The sequence below is a fragment of the Arcicella sp. LKC2W genome (assembly GCF_034931005.1).
In the GTDB taxonomy this organism is placed as follows: domain Bacteria; phylum Bacteroidota; class Bacteroidia; order Cytophagales; family Spirosomataceae; genus Arcicella.
Genome location: NZ_JAYGIN010000015.1, coordinates 68421 through 85057 on the forward strand (window position 1 = coordinate 68421; position 16637 = coordinate 85057).

General features: G+C 36.0%; 13 protein-coding genes. 10 read left to right on the forward strand and 3 right to left on the reverse strand.

The window, feature by feature from the left end; genetic code table 11:
- Position 1 precedes the first annotated feature (1 nt).
- Positions 2-3205 (reverse strand): T9SS type A sorting domain-containing protein, encoded by a 3204-nt coding sequence (locus VB796_RS13335; RefSeq protein ID WP_323347049.1) that lies wholly within the window; start codon positions 3203-3205, stop codon positions 2-4.
- Between the two features lie 707 nt (positions 3206-3912).
- Positions 3913-4254: a LytTR family DNA-binding domain-containing protein gene (locus VB796_RS13340; RefSeq protein ID WP_323347050.1), complete on the reverse strand. Its 342-nt coding sequence runs from the start codon at positions 4252-4254 to the stop codon at positions 3913-3915.
- A gap of 255 nt (positions 4255-4509) precedes the next feature.
- Here VB796_RS13340 and VB796_RS13345 point away from each other — a divergent pair, with 255 nt between their 5' ends.
- Positions 4510-6501, forward strand: coding sequence for a sensor histidine kinase (locus tag VB796_RS13345; RefSeq protein ID WP_323347051.1), 1992 nt, complete (start codon positions 4510-4512; stop codon positions 6499-6501).
- 187 nt (positions 6502-6688) lie between these two features.
- On the opposite strand, the gene VB796_RS13350 is transcribed toward VB796_RS13345, so the two are convergent.
- A complete protein-coding gene (locus tag VB796_RS13350; protein WP_323347052.1) occupies positions 6689-7201 on the reverse strand; it encodes a hypothetical protein in 513 nt (170 codons plus the stop codon).
- A 220-nt stretch (positions 7202-7421) separates the two neighbouring features.
- Here VB796_RS13350 and VB796_RS13355 point away from each other — a divergent pair, with 220 nt between their 5' ends.
- From VB796_RS13355 to bioA, 9 genes are all read left to right on the forward strand, one after another.
- Entirely contained in the window at positions 7422-8867 is a 1446-nt protein-coding gene (locus tag VB796_RS13355) for a S41 family peptidase (RefSeq protein WP_323347053.1), read from the forward strand.
- A 132-nt stretch (positions 8868-8999) separates the two neighbouring features.
- Entirely contained in the window at positions 9000-11345 is a 2346-nt protein-coding gene (locus VB796_RS13360) for a M1 family metallopeptidase (protein WP_323347054.1), read from the forward strand.
- Positions 11346-11414: 69 nt separating this feature from the next.
- Positions 11415-11897, forward strand: coding sequence for a hypothetical protein (locus VB796_RS13365; RefSeq protein ID WP_323347055.1), 483 nt, complete (start codon positions 11415-11417; stop codon positions 11895-11897).
- Between the two features lie 122 nt (positions 11898-12019).
- Positions 12020-12412: a VOC family protein gene (locus tag VB796_RS13370; protein ID WP_323347056.1), complete on the forward strand. Its 393-nt coding sequence runs from the start codon at positions 12020-12022 to the stop codon at positions 12410-12412.
- Positions 12413-12426: 14 nt separating this feature from the next.
- A complete protein-coding gene (locus tag VB796_RS13375) occupies positions 12427-12708 on the forward strand; it encodes a putative quinol monooxygenase (protein WP_323347057.1) in 282 nt (93 codons plus the stop codon).
- Positions 12709-12716: 8 nt separating this feature from the next.
- The gene (locus VB796_RS13380; RefSeq protein ID WP_323347058.1) at positions 12717-13187 is read left to right on the forward strand and encodes a GyrI-like domain-containing protein; all 471 of its coding nucleotides are present in this window, start codon (positions 12717-12719) and stop codon (positions 13185-13187) included.
- A 264-nt stretch (positions 13188-13451) separates the two neighbouring features.
- Entirely contained in the window at positions 13452-14579 is a 1128-nt protein-coding gene (locus VB796_RS13385; RefSeq protein WP_323347059.1) for an 8-amino-7-oxononanoate synthase, read from the forward strand.
- Positions 14576-15187, forward strand: a complete 612-nt coding sequence (gene bioD, locus VB796_RS13390) for a dethiobiotin synthase (RefSeq protein ID WP_323347061.1) — start codon at positions 14576-14578, stop codon at positions 15185-15187. Before VB796_RS13385 ends, bioD begins: the two co-directional genes overlap by 4 nt.
- A gap of 82 nt (positions 15188-15269) precedes the next feature.
- The gene (gene bioA / locus VB796_RS13395) at positions 15270-16589 is read left to right on the forward strand and encodes an adenosylmethionine--8-amino-7-oxononanoate transaminase (RefSeq protein WP_323347062.1); all 1320 of its coding nucleotides are present in this window, start codon (positions 15270-15272) and stop codon (positions 16587-16589) included.
- Positions 16590-16637: the final 48 nt, after the last annotated feature.

Consider the following 16637-nt stretch of genomic DNA (forward strand, 5'->3'; position numbering starts at 1 on the left):
TTTAATTTTTAATAATTTTCTTGGTAATGACTTTTTCCCCTACCTTAAACTTCAAAATATAAGCTCCTTTTAAAAATTTGCTCATATCTATTGTTCCTTCGTGAGTTTGCGAAAGAACTGGAGAACTTTGAGAGAATTGTTCTTTACCAAGTGCATTGAATAAAAATAAATTAACATCGGTTGTTTCCTTGCTTTGAAGTACCCAGTTCAATAGTCCACTCGTTGGATTGGGTGAAACATTCACTACAATTTCTGCAATTTCTTCTGCGTTTTCACTCGCTAAACGAGCTTTTGCATTTGTCATTTCAGCCTGTGGAGTTTCTACAACTGAACTCGTGATTTGTACTCTCACTGCTTGGTATGTTCTACTGCTTACACAATTTGTTTTCCCACCCAACTCGCAGGCTACATAATATGAAGTATTGGCTTCTAATTCAGGTGTTGCGAAAGTAACAGAACCAAGCGATACTCCACCCGTTTGTTCACTATACCAATTGGGAGTACCTACTGCACAAGTAGCTTTTAGGGTAATACTTGTTCCCAATTTTACGTTCGTTCCAAGTGCTACTGGGGCTTCTACTTTAGGTTTTACAGTTACAGATATATCCGTAAATGAAACAGGACAATTTGTGGTATCACAACGAACTTTATAAGCAGTATTTGCTGTAAGGGCAGGCGTTAGAAAAGGAGAACCTTTTGCTAATTCTTTCGCACCTGTTGCATCAAACCACTTTACAGAACCAGAGGCACAAGTTGCTGACAATGAAACTGTTGTACCATTGCAAATAGTCGGATTTGCGTCAGCTACTACTGCATTTGAACATGAAACTTGGTTGATTTTTGTGGTAAAAATACCACGTCCATGTGTTGCCAAAGCTACTGTTTCATCTGAAGCACGGTATTTCAACATATCACAACGAACATTTGCTAATGTAGTATTATTGGGTTCCCAAACTGGATTGGTGGCAGTAATGTCAGTAGTTGACCAAACACCTAATTCCGTTGCCAATAATACCTGTTTCGTATCTTTTGGGTTAATCAAAGCATATCTAATCGGGATATTAGGTAATCCGTATTGAGATTCGTCTTTTGAAATCCATGTTTTACCACCATCAATTGAATAAAAAACCGATAGTATGTTATAATTAGACTTGGTTACAACCATTGTATTTTCGTCTGTCCCAAAATCTAAACAAGAAACATTACCTTCAGAGGTGTTAGCTTTATCCATTATTTTGGTCAAAGCTATGGTAGCATCTCCCTCTTTAGGTATATCAGTTGCTTTATAAATTTCACCATCATTTGTTCCGATATATAAATTACCAGCAGTTTTGCCCAACTTTATAAAAGAAATGGTTAGTGCTTTCACGCCTGAGAATTTCAAAATAGAAGACGTAAAGGTATATTTTTGAGATTCGCCCTTAATATGGTATCTAATAATCTTGGTTTCTTCTTCTGAGGCTAATGTATAGTTTTCATAAAGAGTATGGCTTGGCGAATCATAATCGGCAGGGTTAATAAATCCTCCTCTTTTACCATCTGCTGGAGTCATTTCTTCAGCTAAATCACCACTAACAGAACCTGCTTTGTGTAGTTTGGGCGTTACATGAGTATAATGTGAAATCACGATATTAGAATCTAATTTATCAATAAAAACCAAACCGCCATCACCACCATGAATCTCTTTTCCACTACCAATACTTCCGTAAGCTGATGAAATGGTCTTTGTACCATTATCTTGTGTTCCCGCCACAACAACACCATTATCTGGCGAAACATTGATATCAACACTAAAAAATTGAGTTACGTTATATCCTTTATTTCTACTTTTTGTGTCAGGATAGTTTTTCCCCGAAGTAGCCCAATCAGGCGAGTAATAAACCCCTCCGTCATTTCCAAAAATAGTTTCATTCGGAAAACCAGGGCGAGTCATAAAGGCATGATGGTCTGGATGCATCAAGTCAGAATACTCACCATATCCTTTTTTGGCAAGCCAAGTTTCACCTCCGTCAGTGCTTATACTAAAATTAACCCCTGCTGCATAAAGAGCGTTTGGATTGGTATCGTGAGTACCTAAGATGAGGTCATACGTACCTTGGTCACCCATAAATGGTTTTTCTCCGCCACCGTTTAGGTCTTCATAAACAGGTACTTTGATGGCTGCCCATGTGGTTCCTGCATCGGAGCTTTTCAAAAAGAAATTAGATTTAGCTATACCACTCTGAGCAGACACTGCATAAATTACTTGTTGGTCAGCCTTTGTACTGATGGCAAGAGCAAACTCTACACGTCCGTTATCAAACTTTCCTTCAGGTGTAATATTTTTGAATGCCGTAACATTAGCATCTGTTGACTTGATAATTCTGACAGGATAATTTCCTGAACCTTCTGCTATGTACAGAATTCCGTCTGAACCAATTTCCATATCTGATGCTTTTTCAAACTCTCCAATGGCAGGAGCATTTTCACCACTCAATGCTTCCCAAGTTGTACCTCCATCTTTTGAACGAAACACTCCGCCATAATTCAAGACAAATACATCTCCTTTAGCATTTACAATGATTTTGTAGATTTCTCGCCAACTGGCAGCAGTACTCGTTTTTTCATAATCTGGTATGGTAGAATTCAATCTTTTCCAAGTTGTTCCAGCATCCGTTGATTTCCAGATTCCTGCTCCACCAGAGCCACTACCACCAGTATTATCGGTACTACCAGAGCCTCCTCTTTCGCCCGTGCCTACGTACATAATTTTGGCGTTACTTGGGTCGGCAGCAATCCAGCCAATAGAGATATTATCCCACAGGTCATTGACTTTTTGCCAAGAAGAATTTTCGTCAAGAATATTATTATTAAACCATAATCCACCAGCAACTCCTCCTGCCCAAACTTTTCTTTTGGTGGAGTCATTTGGGTCCCAAAGTAATGCACGAGTACGCCCACCAACATTATTAGGCCCACGCTCTGTCCATTTTACGTTCGGAATGGCAGATTGTATTCGACTACTTTTATTTCTTTGAATCATTCGACCCATTTCTATACGAGCCTTTTCTAATTCATAGCGTGGTATCTGACCTGTCTGAGGGTCTTTAGTTATTAGTTTTTCCCAATTGGCTCTTCGCACTTGACCACTTTCTCTTTTTTGAGAAAATGTAAAGAAAGGCAAAATCAGAAAGACTGATAGAGTAATTTTTTTAAGCATGGTCATTTATATATATAGTTTAAGTAATTCTACATTGGCACGTTAAAAATAAGATGAGAACTTAGGTATTGACCCTCCCGTAACGACAATGATAAGTACCAACGATAGATGACAAATAGTTTACAAACTGATAAACTATTCACTCATGCCCTCTAAATTGAGTACACCAAATACATGAATATTAAAATATGTAGGATTGTATATGAAACATTTTGTTTCAATGAAGCTGTTTGAACTTTGATTATTTTAAAGAGTTAGGTATTAATGTTTTATGTACAGTCAATTATAAAAATTTGATGATAATTGTATCTCTTGATTTGGACATAAGACGAAGTCCAGAGACTTGAAATGAAGCTCTATGGTATCTATATTTAAGCATTAGGATTGATTAGGATTTTTCATCTAAGAATGTTTAAACGGGGATGTCTAAACAGATTCTCAATTATTTCTTAAAACTACGCCGATTTTGTGTATAAAAAAACACCTTCTAACAAGTATTTTTTTATACACAAAATTAATGTATGGCTATCAATCAAAAGCAGTAAAAATAGCTTAGAATTATTATTGAGGAAGGATTAAAACTTTTAATTTAAGATGTTTATGTTTTTTTTAAATAACTAATTTTGCCAAGTACAAATCTGCCCTGTGCGAGAATTTGACTGAAATAGCCGCCACTAAATCAGCAATTCTGAAGGCACAAGACAGAGAATTACCTATATCAAAATCTTTTTCAAGATATGCTTTTTTCTTCTTGAAATATTTGCTTTTTGTCCATTGGACATCATCACGCTTTCTTCAGTTGGATTGTATTCTTTGACATAACTGGGGTTTATCATAAACGCTCGGTGAACACGCAAAAAACCGAAATTCTCCAGATGATTGACAAAAAATTTCATGGTGTGTGCTACTACTCTTTCTTGCCCACCATTCAAGTAAAAAGTAGTATAATTCACATCACCTTTAATTAATACTACATTATTAACCAAAACCTTTGCTGATGTTTTCTGATTGAGAATTAAGAGTGCAGTATTCCCTTTTTGTTTATATGTTTTCATAAAATAGTGTGTTAATGATTTTACTAAATCTTACCTTAATGATTTTATCCTTAAAATATCATTTTTGCATGGTCACGAAATTCTACTTTCTTTGTATTTGAAGTAGATATTTTTATGATTTGCTCCAATAATTACATTCAAAATTAGATTGAATTATTTTCTTAGGATGCAAGGGCTAACCCCTGTATTTCAAAAAGACAATGATAAAGAAGAAGAGTTTATATAATTTTGATTTATCAAATAACACTCCAACTCATGCACTATTATAAACGCCAAAATATTTCTCTTTACCTTTTATTTTTCATAATTGGCTTATCAGCTTGTAATACTCCAAAGACTGACGTTAGCATTTTTCCTGAAGCTCCCGAAGAAAAACTCGACCAATATTGTAGTTATTTTAAAAACACACAAAATGCCTCTAATAATGCTTATATGCCCTTTTTCTACAAACGTTTCAATAAATTGGTACATGAAAACAAAATAGATTCTGCGGCACAAATTCTGACTATTACGGGAGATTGTTTGCGTAAAATTTATATATTGGATAGTTCTTTTATAAAAACAAACCTCCACTTTTTGGGAAAGTTCGGCAAAAAACTAAGTTCAAAATACTATTCTAACCTTTACTCAAATGTTGGATTGTATTACTCTGACATCGGGAAATTTGACATGGGAACTTATTACCTTAATAAAAGTATGGTTCCAGCCAACGACAAATCGACATATCAAAACAACGCCTATTCTGCTTATTCCCTAATTTTTTGCCATTTGAATAATGGTCGATTAGCACAGTCGCTATCAAATGGATTTAAAGCACTTAAAATGTATGAAAACTTAAAAGATACTGCTTATTTAGGAGCTACATATTCGGGAATTGCTTGTATTTACCGATTTCAAGATGATTATACAGAAGCCCTCAATTACGAAAATCAAGGCTTTGAATTGATAAAAAAAACGAGTGATTCTGACAAAATATTAGTCGTTTCACTCAATAAGATTACATTGTACAATGACATGAATAACCCAAATTTGGGTGTTTTTATTGATTCTACGAGAAGATTTGCACAGGCTTGGAGCAAGAAAACAGATTTGCAACTATTCGGAATTGAAAGTTGGTATGCCTTCAAACTTGTTTTTGAAAATAAATTGGAGGAAGCAAAAGTCATTTTAGATAAATTGAAACCTTTAGTTAATAGCGTAGATGAAGTGAGTCGGGATTATTATTTCAATGCTTTTTCGGAATATGAAATAAAAATGGGGCAAGGTTCTAAAATTATAGATTATTACCACAAAAAAATTCCAGAATTAAAGGAGAATGAAGACTATTTAAGACTTTCACTTTACAACCACATTCTACACGATGATGCGTTTTTGAAAAAGGACTATAAAAATGCACTATATTATCAGAGGCAATTCCAAATAGCTACCGATAGTTTGAATAATAAAGTTTTAAGAATAAAAGTCAAGGAATTTGACAAAAAGTACAAAACAGCTCAAAAAGAACAGCAAATTCATTTGCAGGAAGCGGAAATTTCTAAGAAAAACTCATTAATCGGCTTGTTGGTATCGTCAATAATCGGCTTGTTTTTACTCATTACCACGTATTATCTATGGCATAAACAAAAAAATCTAACCCAAGAAAAAAACAATAGCATGAACTTCACGAAACAACTCTTGGAGAATACCGAAACGGAACGCAAACGAATTGCCAGCGATTTACACGATAGTATTAGTCATGAATTGCTCAATCTAAAATCAGGGCTATCACAAGATATTGCCATTGTCAGTAATAAAATTGATGGAATTATCAATGACATTCGTGGAATAAGCCGTAACCTCCACCCTGTTATGTTTGACAAAATTGGCTTAGAACCCAACATTGAGGCTTTGATAGAGAGAATCCAATATCAGAATGATTTTATGGTAAATCTCGATATTGATTATAGCGGTTCTTTAACTTCTTCAGATGAATTGCAGATTTATAGAATCATTCAGGAAGCACTTACCAACGTTATAAAATACGCCAATGCTTATGCCGCAAAAATTACTATCAATGATGGAAATGATAAGGTTTTTATAGAAATCAGAGATAATGGAAAGGGATTTGACGTAAAAAATACCATCAACAGCGGAAAAGCATTTGGACTACATAATATTATTGAAAGAAGCAGAGTAATTGGCGGACAAGCAAATATTCAATCTTCCGAAGAAGGAACTATAATCACGATTAGTATTGCTAAAAAGTAGATTATTAGTCAGAATGATGATTTTTATGGTTAGAGATTATTGATTGTAAAACCTTAAAATTTCGAAATCATAAAAACCATCGTTAAAACAATTGAGCGTTAAAATATACTTTTCAAGAAGCTATTTAAACTTCCCGAAACAATCTCCATTGCGGGTGATAACTTTCGGGAAGTTCCCAATCAAAGTTTTATACTGCTACTGAATTTACCAATACTGAAACTTTGTCAGTTTTCACGAAATCCTTGTTTTCAAGAAAATCAAGGTTCAATTTAATGTGCGGGATTAATTGTTCTTCCAACATATCCGCCCAAGTGTTCATATACAAAACCACGTCTTCACGCACGTTATGACGCATTTTATCTCTTCTCTCCAAAGGAATCCGTTGCAGAATTTTCTTATCAGAAAGCCATTCTAAATCCTGCAAATCGGTTACATTCAAGCCATGATTTAGCAAATCAACAATTAATAAATCTATGTTTAAGCCACTGCTTGGGCAAAACTGTTCTACTTGCTCACGCCAATCGCCACGACCTTCCATCGCAAATTGATGAATTTCTGCTTTTGTGAGTTTCGTTAATTCCTGAGCCAAGTTTCCACAATTGCAACTACCCATGTGTCCCCATTGGTAATTTCCACCTTCTGCCAATTTTTGAGCCGTTATTCTGAGGGCATCAATCAATTTCAAATTTGCGTGAGCCATGTTTTGATTATTTGTGAGTTGTGATTGAGTGAATTGTGATTATAAAACCTTATACCCGGAGCCGGAGTCGAACCAGTATACAAGTTATGCTTAAAAAATCCCAATTTTAATATATAAAACCGTAACGAGACGTAAAAGATTTTTGTTTTTGGAATGAGGATAAATTTGTAATTTCGATTAGATTAAATTTACAAAATCATTACCAATTAACCTGCTCGCTATGAAAAAAAAACTCTATCTACTTCTATTTTTTCTTTTCCAACAACAAACTATTTCAGCACAAAAACTTAGCGTTGAGCAAATTAATCAGGATTTCGACTTTCTTCAACGTATTCTTGAAGAAGCCCACCCAAGCCTTTATTGGTACACGCCCAAAACGGAAATGGATAGTGCTTTTAAGGCTACAAAATTGCTACTTAATCGCCCGCTGAATGAGCGAGAATTATACAATATTTTCTCTCCATTAATTGCAAAAATTCATTGTGGACATACCTATTTGAATTATTCTCAAGCATTTGAAATTGCTCAACAACCTATTTGGCTACCGATGCAATTGAAATATATCAACGATAAATTATTGATTGTAAATCTTAGCAAAAGCTGTTCTGATTCTACGCTCACAAAAGGCACAGAAATTATAGCTATTGATAGTATTCCTGTAGCTAAAATGGTAGAAATGGTCAGAATGAATCTTTTCGCTGATGGCTTTAACCAAACATTTAAAGACTATTTCATTGGGCTTTATCGCTTTGAAGAAGCCTTGATGTATCATTTTGGCAAAAAAGAACCTTATCGTTTTACGGTAAAAGATACGTTTGAAAATATTCGAGAAAGCGTTGTTTTTACCAAGAAAAGAGCATCGCCAGAACCTATAAAACCCGAAAAAAAACTCACAAAAGATGAAGAGAAAATTGCCAAAGCAAAAGATTTGGGAAGTATGCGAAATTACGAAATCTTGAAAAAGGAAAATGCTTTGTTAATGACCTGCAATGGCTTTGGTTATGAAGATTACAAGGTTTTCAATCGGAAAGTTTTTACTAAAATTAAGCAGAAAAAAATCAAAAACTTAATCATTGATTTACGGAATAATTCGGGCGGAGATGTTGGAATATCCGACGATATTTTGAAATATATTCTCAAAAAACCTATCCCAAATTTTCTAACTTGCGATGCTCCCGTTGGCAAACTTTCTTTCACAAAAGATATTGAACCTGCTCCAAAAGACCATCTTTTTAATCCGAAACAATTAAAACAACTCAAAAATGGTAAGTATCGACGAGTTGTGGACGGTATCTCATTATTAACTCCTTATAAAAACTTGCACTTTTCGGGGAATATTTACGTACTCACAAGTGGCTTAACTTTCTCGGCGGGTGCAATTTTAGCAAGCTTGTTAAAAGCACATAGCAATGCCATTTTCATCGGACAAGAAACGGGGGGTGGCGAAGCAGGTTGTAGCGGAGGCTTAATCTCGAAGGTGATTTTACCACAGAGTAACATGAAACTCAAATTTCCACATTTTCACCTTGAAGTAAATACAAAAGCAACCAATATTGGACGTGGTGTAATGCCAAATTTCCCCATTAATTATACTCCTAAGGACATCGCCCAAAACAGAGATTTGGAACTTGAAACGGTTTCTACCCTGATAACGAACCATAAATGATTGGTATGACTTATTTTTTTCATTAAATTCGTATTATTAAGATTTCGATGAATGCTGAGTGGGATGTTATTCACAATTTAAAACTCACTATTCGCTCATTAAACTACTATTTCACTTCAACCTAAAAACCCAATGCGAAACACACTCAAACTACTTTTTGGTGTACTCATTGCTCAAAGCACACCGCTTTTGGCACAACAAACTCCCACAAATCCTTACAACGGAAATAAGCGTTTCGAGCAATTAGAAACCGTTTTACCAACCCCAAACACTTACCGCACGGCTTCGGGTAGTCCTGGAAAAGAATATTGGCAACAACGGGCTGATTATGACATTAAAGCCGAATTAGACGATGTTGAACGTAAAATCACAGGTTCGGAAACTATTACGTATTTCAATAATTCTCCCGATGAATTACAGTATTTGTGGTTGCAATTAGACCAAAATCTTTTCCAAAAAGATGCTATCGGTAACAATACCAAAACGGGCGGTATCAACGGACAAGCAAGTTTTGCTCAGTTCAAAGATTTGTCTGACCCCAAAAAATACGGTTACAATATTCTTTCGGTAAAAGATGCAAAAGGCTCTCCATTGAAACATACCATCAATAATACCATGATGCGTATTGATTTACCAACGCCTTTAAAGTCAGGCACAAGTATTTCATTTTCAATTGATTGGAATTATTTAATCACAGAATATTACGGACGTTCTGGTTACGAATATTTTGCGAAAGACGGTAATGTCAATTATTTCATTGCTCACTGGTTTCCAAGAATGGCGGTTTATAATGACGTGTACGGATGGCAACACAAACAGTTTTTGGGACAAGGCGAATTTACCTTGACTTTCGGAAACTATAAAGTGGCTTTGACCGTACCAAACGACCACGTGGTTGGTGCTTCGGGAGAATTACAAAACCCAAATTCGGTACTTTCTGCTGAACAATTGAAACGTTGGGAAAAAGCAAAAACTGCCACTCGTCCAGTTTTGTTAGTATCGCAAGAAGAAGCTGAAAAAGCCGAAAAAGGAAAGCCAACGGGCAAAAAAACTTGGATTTACAAAGCTGACAACGTGCGTGATTTTGCTTTTGCGAGTTCTCGTAAATTCATCTGGGATGCCATGCAAGTGGACGTAGAAGGCAAAAAAGTTTGGGCAATGTCTTTGTATCCAAAAGAAGGAAATCCACTTTGGGGACAATACTCAACGATGGTAGTCGCTCATACTTTACGCTCGTATTCAAAACATACAGTGGCGTATCCATATCCAGTGGCTTACTCGTGTCACTCAGTTGCGGGTGGCGGTATGGAATACCCGATGATTTCGTTTAACGGTGGTCGCCCAGAAGCAGATGGAACGTATTCGGAAGCAGTAAAAGCAGGTATGATTGGCGTAATTATTCACGAAGTTGGACACAATTTCTTCCCGATGATTATCAACTCTGACGAAAGACAGTGGTCATGGATGGACGAAGGTTTAAATACTTTCTGCCAATATTTAGCGGAACAAGAATGGGATAGAAACTTTCCGTCTCGTCGTGGTGAAGCCCAATATATTGTACCTTACATGAAAACCGACCCAACGCAGCAAGTACCCATTATGACCAATTCAGAAAATATCATGGCTTTTGGTCCAAATGCTTACGCAAAACCCGCAACGGCTTTAAATATCTTGCGTGAAACCGTCATGGGACGAGAATTATTCGATGCAGCTTTCAAAGAATACGCTCGTCGTTGGGCATTCAAACAACCATACCCTGCTGATTTCTTCCGTACAATGGAAGATGCTTCGGGCGTAGATTTGGATTGGTTCTGGAAAGGTTGGTTCTACGGAGTTGAGCCTGTAAATCAGTCACTTGAAACGGTAGAATGGTACGGAATTGACAACCTTTCACCTGAAAAGAAAAATGAAAAAGCGAAAGCCGAAACAGAAGCTAAACGTCAGACAATCAGCAATATCCGTAATAAAAAAGATATTCAAAAAACGGTTGTAGAAGAAAATCCAGACATGAGAGATTTCTACAATACTTACGACCGTTTTGCTACTTCAGAGGCTGATAAAAAGCGTTTCGACCAAACGATGGCGAATTTGAATGAAGAGGAAAAGAAATTGGTAGATTCAAATAAGAATTTTTATGTATTGAACGTAAAAAACAAAGGTGGTTTACCAATGCCAGTTATCGTACAAGCGAACTACGAAGACGGAACAAACGAAGTGTTCAGATTCCCTGCGGAGATTTGGCGTTTGAACGACAAAGAAATCAAGAAAGTAATTCCAACGGATAAAAAAGTAGCTAAATGGACACTTGACCCATTTATGGAAATTGCGGATATTGAGGCTGAAGATAACACTTTCCCACGTGAGCCAGAGCAACCATCACGTTTCCAAGTTTTCAAAGGACAACGTCCATCACAACCAAACCCGATGCAAGAAGCACAGAAAAAATCAGGTTCGGCAGTGCAAGGAGCTAAGAATTAATACCTTATATTAACATCCCGAAAGTTTAAAACTTTCGGGATGTTTACACCTTAAATTAAAAATAAGAATATGGATGATTTTTATAAGAATAACCCCCAATGGTTACAGCAGAATATCATAGATGATACTTTTTTATGGGAAAAATCATTTACTACAACCTTTGATGAATTTCTCAATTATGTTACTTTTCACGATTCGTTTTGGATTGGTTCTTTTATCAATCAAGATATGGAATATGTTTGTATTATTCGATTAGACGCTTTTTGGAATCAGAAATATTCTCAATCTGAAAAATATGATAATGAATGGCACTTTTGTTTAGTTAAGATTAAAAATATTATTTCTTTCAGAATAAAAAAACTTGACAACGATCAAACCAATACCATTGGAAATTGTACAACAGAAATTATTGACAGTACTTCTATTACTCAATTTGATGATGTTTATGGTGGTCACATAGAATTTACACATAAACCACAGATTAAAGTTTTACTCATTACTGAACAGGGGGAATATTTGAATCCAAATCCCATTATTTGTAATGAGAAGTAATTTCTCCATCAATCGCTCGCATCTTGTCCACAATGGAATTGGAGTGATAAGCATTCACAGGCTTCCAGCCTATTCCATTTCCAACTTATAAACCAAAATCATTCATCCTAAAACCCAAAACCATGATAAAATTCACATACACAATCCTTTACGTTCAAGACGTTGCCAAAACACTTGAATTCTATGAAAAAGCATTCGGCTTTGTTAGAAAATTCATCACACCTGACAATTCTTACGGAGAAATTATTACGGGTGAAACCACGCTTTCTTTTGCTTCGGTTACTTTAGCAAAATCAAACCTGAAAGATGGTTTTCAAGAAGGTAGTTTAAGTACTCAACCTTTCGGCATAGAAATCGGTTTTACGACTGACAATGTGGAAGAAACCCTCAAAGCCGCCGAAGAAGCAGGAGCCACAATCATTGAACAACCCAAAACCAAACCGTGGGGACAAGTAGTTGCGTATGCGAGAGATTTAGACGGTTTCCTCATTGAGATATGTACACCAATGGGCTAATGCTATCCAATACTATGAAATACGTATTAATCATCCATGAAGTAGAAGACTACCAAGCATGGAAAAAGGTATTTGATAATGCCGCTGATATTAGAAAAGAGGCAGGAGAAATTTCATACCAAGTATTAAAATATGAAAATGATGCCAATAAAATTGTTCATTTTTCGGTTTGGACTTCCCATGAAAATGCCAAAAGTTTTTTTGAATCGCCCAAATTGGTTCAAATCAGAAAAGAAGCGGGTGTAAAAGCTCCCGATTTCATTTATTTAGACCAATTGGAGTCAGGGGTTTTATAAAAGAAAATATGCAACAACCTCGAATCGAAATCATTTCGCAAAAGAAACTCGTCGGGAAACGCTTACAAATGAGTTTTGCTAACAACAAAACCGCTGAATTATGGCGAAGTTTTATGCCCAGACGCAAGGAAATTGAGAATACGGTTAGCCCTGACCTTTTCAGTTTGCAGAATTATAGCCAAATAAATCCTTTTCTCAACTTTAATCCCGAAGATTTTTTTGAGAAATGGGCGGTCACAGAAGTAAGCTCTTTTGAGAATATTCCCGAAGACATGGAAGCCTTTACGCTTGTAGAAGGTAAGTACGCAGTGTTCAATCAAAAAGGACAATCCACAGACATTTTCATGTATATTTTTAATACATGGTTACCTCAATCAAACTATCAATTAGACCACCGACCACATTTTGAGATTTTAGGAGAAAAATACAAAAACAATCATCCCGATTCAGAAGAAGAAATATGGATTCCGATTCAATAACAAAAAAGGCTTGCAGAGTTTCTGCAAGCCTTTTTTGTTACAATTTCTTTGATGCCCTAAAAAGAAAGTTGCCCAGACGGAAACCATCTGGGCAAACTTAGTAAATAGTTCTACACCTATTAAGTGCGAAGATACGGAATTTTTTGAAGTAAAGTCAAGTGAAATCTTAAAAAAAATAATTGTTATTTATTAAACGTGAATAGAAATCCATGAACACGTAAAATTGGGGCTTTATAATTAACTTTGCTATACAAAAAATGAAATGTGAAACAGATAGAGCAACAAATTCTAACAACTCTTGAACAACGAAAAGCACAGTCTCTTTTCCGTTCATTACGAACCAAAGAAAATTTGGTCGATTTTTGTTCCAACGATTATCTCGGATTTTCTAAACGAATATTGTTAAATTCTGAAATAAATGATTTTCCTTCGGGAGCAACAGGCTCAAGACTTTTGGCAGGAAATACACAATTTATTGAAGATTTGGAACAAGAAATTGCCGACTTTCATGGTGCAGAAGCAGGTTTAATTTTCAATTCTGGATACGATGCCAATGTAGGTTTATTAGCGTGTATTCCACAAAAAAATGATGTATTATTGACCGACGAACTCATCCACGCCAGCATGATTGACGGGGCAAGATTGAGTTATGCCACAAGGTATAAATTTCGACATAATGATATTGAAGATTTAGAGAAAAAACTGCAAATAGAAAATAACGCACAACACACAACTCCTAACTCATTTGTCGCCCTCGAATCGGTATATTCGATGGATGGAGACAAAGCTCATTTATTAGAAATATCCAATTTATGCGAAAAATACGGAGCAAATCTCATCGTAGATGAAGCTCACGCAACAGGAGTTTTCGGTAAAAATGGGAAGGGTTTAGTCAATGAATTAGGTTTAGAAAAGAAAGTTTTTGCTCGTGTTGTTACGTTTGGAAAAGCTTTGGGTTGTCACGGAGCTATCGTGTTAGGAAGCAATGGCTTACGAGATTATCTCATTAATTTTGCTCGCTCATTCATATACACAACTGCCGCCCCACAACACACCCACGAGAGCGTTAGGCAAGCGTACCAACTCTTAACATCGCCCGATTTTTCAAATGAAAGATTGCATCAGCTAATTCGATTTTTTAAAAAACAAGCATTACAAATTTCTGGTTTAGAACTTATCGAAAGTTCTTCGGCTATTCAGTGCATTATTATTTCGGGCAATGAACGTTGTAGATTGGTAGCTTCGGAATTACAAAAAAATGGCTTGGATATTCGCCCAATTGTATCGCCAACTGTACCAAAAGGCAAAGAAAGGCTACGGATTTGCTTACACGCATTCAATACAGAAGAGGAAATTTTGAAGATTTTTGAAGTATTAAAAGAATTACCATGAAACAACAATATATCATCGCAGGAATTGGAACAGAAATTGGTAAAACTTTCATTTCCAGCATCTTAACAGAGTCATTACACGCAGATTATTGGAAACCTGTACAAGCAGGAGCATTAGATTTTACGGATTCTGACACGGTGAAAAGTTTAATTTCTAATGATAAAACGGTTTTTCATCCAGAAACATACCGACTAAACGAGCCAATGTCGCCCCATGCTGCGGCGGCAATTGATGGCGTAACGATTGAGCTTTCAAAATTTGAATTACCCCAAACTGACAATCATTTAATCGTTGAATTAGCGGGTGGACTTATGGTTCCTCTAAACGAGCATCAAACCAATTTAGATTTAATCAAAAAATTAGATTTACCTGTCATTCTAATTTCTCGAAATTACTTAGGTTCAATCAACCATACTTTACTTTCAGCGGAGATTTTAAAACTCAACAATATTCCAGTAAAAGGCTTGATTTTCAACGGAGAACAAAATAAATCATCCGAAGATTTTATCTTAAAATATACGAAATTGGATTGTTTAGGTCGGGTAAATTTTGAGGAAAATATTACGAAAGAAACCGTCGAAAAATGGTCGAAAGCGATTCAGTTTTAATTTATATTCAGTAGTGGCGAATAGCATTCGCCAAAATCAGAAAATAAACCGTTGGCGAATGCTATTCGCCACTACTGCCTAAATGAACGAACAAATAGAATATCCCGTAGAAAATACGGAATCATATATTACAAAATCGCAACTTACCGAACGAGATGCAAAAGTGGTTTGGCACCCATTTACGCAACACCAAACCGCTCCACTTTCCATTCCGATTGTTCGGGCAGAAGGAGCGTATTTATTTGATGATTCGGGCAAAAGATACATTGATGCCATTTCGTCTTGGTGGGTCAATTTGCACGGACATTCGCACCCGTACATTGCTCAAAAAGTTGCTGAACAATTTTTGAAATTAGAACAAGTCATTTTTGCGGGATTCACCCATGAACCAGCCGTAAGATTGGCGGAAAGATTATTAGAAATTTTACCGAAAAATCAGGCAAAAATTTTCTATTCCGACAATGGCTCTACTTCGGTGGAAGTAGCTCTAAAAATGGCAATTCAGTATTTTCATAATCAAGGATTTACGAAAAAACGAAAAGTAATTGCACTCGAAAACGGCTATCATGGTGATACTTTCGGGACGATGGCAGTGGGTGCAAAATCAGGCTTTAATGCTCCTTTTGAGGCTTTTTTGTACGAAACTATTTATTTGCCAGTTCCCGTAAAAGGTCAGCAAGCACATTCGTTGGAAACGATGAAAAAGCTCATGGAAAATGCCGATGAAATTGCGTGTTTTATTTTTGAGCCACTTATTCAAGGAGCAGGCGGTATGGTCATGTACGAACCCGAAATGTTGGACGCTCTCATCAAATTGGCAAAAGAAAATGGTGTATTGACCATTGCGGATGAAATTATGACGGGTTTTGGCAGAACAGGAAAACTTTTCGCCACTGATTACATCGAAACAAAACCAGATATTTTGTGTCTTTCAAAAGGACTTACGGGCGGAGCAATGGCGTTGGGCGTTACTTCGTGTACGCAAGAAATTTATGACGCTTTTCTCTCGGAAGACCGTAGAAAAACGCTTTTCCATAGTCATTCTTTTACGGCAAACCCCTTAGCTTGTACGGCAGGGTTGGCAAGTATGGATTTATTACTGAGTGAAGAAACTGAAACTAAAATATTCAAAATCAATCAATTACATCAAGAATTTAAGCAAAAACATACTACCCATCCCAATATTACGGTAAAAGGAACAATTCTTTCCATCGAAATTCAGACGGAAGAAGGAACGTCATATTTCAATAATATTCGAGATATTGCTTACAAATTTTTCATTGAAAAAGGCATTTTAATCAGACCTTTGGGCAATGTGATTTATTTACTTCCCCCTTATTGCATTTTGGAAGAAGATTTGAAATATATTTATGGCTGTATTGAAGAATTTTTGAATTTGTAACTCGATGTTTCTACATCGAAGATATTAAATTTAATGTAGGAACATCAA

Excerpts from the sequence above, each read along its gene's own strand:
- VB796_RS13335 (WP_323347049.1), bottom strand. The coding sequence starts at position 3,205 with ATGACCATGCTTAAAAAAATTACTCTATCAGTCTTTCTGATTTTGCCT.
- VB796_RS13345 (WP_323347051.1), top strand. The coding sequence starts at position 4,510 with ATGCACTATTATAAACGCCAAAATATTTCTCTTTACCTTTTATTTTTC.
- VB796_RS13350 (WP_323347052.1), bottom strand. The coding sequence starts at position 7,201 with ATGGCTCACGCAAATTTGAAATTGATTGATGCCCTCAGAATAACGGCT.
- VB796_RS13365 (WP_323347055.1), top strand. The coding sequence starts at position 11,415 with ATGGATGATTTTTATAAGAATAACCCCCAATGGTTACAGCAGAATATC.
- VB796_RS13340 (WP_323347050.1), bottom strand. The coding sequence starts at position 4,254 with ATGAAAACATATAAACAAAAAGGGAATACTGCACTCTTAATTCTCAAT.
- VB796_RS13355 (WP_323347053.1), top strand. The coding sequence starts at position 7,422 with ATGAAAAAAAAACTCTATCTACTTCTATTTTTTCTTTTCCAACAACAA.
- VB796_RS13360 (WP_323347054.1), top strand. The coding sequence starts at position 9,000 with ATGCGAAACACACTCAAACTACTTTTTGGTGTACTCATTGCTCAAAGC.
- VB796_RS13380 (WP_323347058.1), top strand. The coding sequence starts at position 12,717 with ATGCAACAACCTCGAATCGAAATCATTTCGCAAAAGAAACTCGTCGGG.
- VB796_RS13375 (WP_323347057.1), top strand. The coding sequence starts at position 12,427 with ATGAAATACGTATTAATCATCCATGAAGTAGAAGACTACCAAGCATGG.
- bioD (WP_323347061.1), top strand. The coding sequence starts at position 14,576 with ATGAAACAACAATATATCATCGCAGGAATTGGAACAGAAATTGGTAAA.
- bioA (WP_323347062.1), top strand. The coding sequence starts at position 15,270 with ATGAACGAACAAATAGAATATCCCGTAGAAAATACGGAATCATATATT.
- VB796_RS13370 (WP_323347056.1), top strand. The coding sequence starts at position 12,020 with ATGATAAAATTCACATACACAATCCTTTACGTTCAAGACGTTGCCAAA.